Here is a 1,646-nt window from a genome sequence, read left to right as displayed (position 1 = left end):
ATTGGCCCTATTGAAATTGGAGAGAAAGCCAAAGTTGGGGCGGGTGCAGTGGTTGTATCTGATGTACCTAGTGATGTGACGGTTGTCGGTATTCCGGCCAGGATCGTCCGTGTTCATGGTGAGAAAGACGAGCCAACCATTCACGAGGTAGAGGAGAAACGGAAATACTATCTAGACAAGCTAGAGCATGCCCGTGAAGCCAGCCACAGATCGTCTGGTTTGTAGAGGATAGCTATATGATTCAAGCAAGAAACAAGTTAAGCCAAGAGGAGTTATCTGAGGCGAAAAAACTAATTAACTGTTGCCAAAACTATGACAGTACCTATCGTGATCCCTATCTCTCTAACATGCTTAATTTTGATCCAAACATGCCCGCCTTTTTCCTTTATTATGAAAAAGGCGAACTTGTTGGTTTATTAACTGTCTATGCAGATGACCAAGATGTAGAAGTGACGATACTGGTTCATCCAGATCATCGCCGTCAGGGGATTGCGCGTGCATTGTTTACTAGTTTTGAGAGAGAAACAGCTTCTTTTCCGATTCATTCAGTTACTTTTCAGACAGAGCGTGTTTTTCTAGACCGCCATCCTGATTTTGTCAGCAACTGGGGATTGGTCGAGGACGAGGATACAGAAACCTGGTTAGGCAAGGATAGAAGGCCTTATCCGTTAGAAAAGCTTTCCAATCTGGAAGTTATGTTAGCAGATAGTTCGTATCAAGATCAAATTAGTCAGTTAAAATTTCAGGTATTTTCAGAGGAACATGAATCGAGAGAAGTTGTGGATAGATATGTCGCTGAAGCTCTGAAAGATCCGGAAAGTCGCTTATATATTTTATTAAAAAACGGTCAGGTCATTGGAACTTGCACGATTGATTTATCGAGCGATACGAATTACTTCTACGGTTTAGCAATATCGGAACCTGAACGTGGAAAAGGCTATGGAAGCTATTTAGCAAAATCCCTTGTCAACCAACTAATTGAGCAAAATGACAAGGAATTTCAGATTGCCGTGGAAGATAGCAACGTAGGTGCCAAGCGCTTGTATGAAAAAATCGGCTTTATCAAACAGACACAGGTAGTTTATCTGAATGAGAAAGAATAGAAAAATGCTATTAGAAGAATTCGAAAATGTACCTGCTGTTATCGAACCAACTGATCGAAGTATTCGTGATGGTGGAGAAGTCTGTGACACGATTATTTTATCTTTTAATGGAGAAATCGTTGAACGAGTAAAGCAGTTTGAAGATGTTTATGAAGGTGGCTATCTAACCAATCTAAATGGTAGATTTCCATGGTATATCTATGAAAAAGATGGGAGTAAGGTAGCCGTTGCTATAGCTACGATTGGAGCCCCGATGGTTGTTGGACTCTTAGAAGAACTCAAAGCAAGAGGATTTAAGAACTTTGTTGTTTTGGGTTCTTGCGGAGTTCTAGATCAGTCTATTCAGGCAGATAAGATTATCCTACCAAGTTCAGCTCTACGTGATGAAGGTACAAGTTACCATTACGCTCCTCCAAGTGATGAGATAGCTTATGATGAAACTTTGCTCTTAACTATGGAAGAAGCTTTGAACAAATCTTGCGTCGAGCATATCCGCACCAAGTCTTGGACGACTGATGCCTTTTATCGAGAAACGCCTGATAA

The 1,646-nt window shown here is 41.1% G+C and carries 2 protein-coding genes and 1 pseudogene; all 3 read left to right on the top strand.

What is annotated here, in order from left to right; all coding sequences use genetic code 11:
• Nucleotides 1-225, top strand: a pseudogene (locus GMD1S_RS10260) (serine O-acetyltransferase); the annotation flags it as partial.
• Between the two features lie 11 nt (nt 226-236).
• Complete coding sequence (locus GMD1S_RS10255) at nt 237-1,103, top strand: GNAT family N-acetyltransferase (RefSeq protein ID WP_000613650.1); 867 nt, start codon at nt 237-239, stop codon at nt 1,101-1,103.
• Nucleotides 1,104-1,107: 4 nt separating this feature from the next.
• Nucleotides 1,108-1,646: nucleoside phosphorylase (locus GMD1S_RS10250; RefSeq protein ID WP_000923412.1), on the top strand; the 539-nt coding region annotated here is incomplete at its 3' end.

This window comes from Streptococcus sp. GMD1S (genome assembly GCF_000296875.1).
GTDB lineage: Bacteria > Bacillota > Bacilli > Lactobacillales > Streptococcaceae > Streptococcus.
Note: the sequence above shows the minus strand (reverse complement) of the source record. Positions and strands in the feature narration are given on the sequence as shown.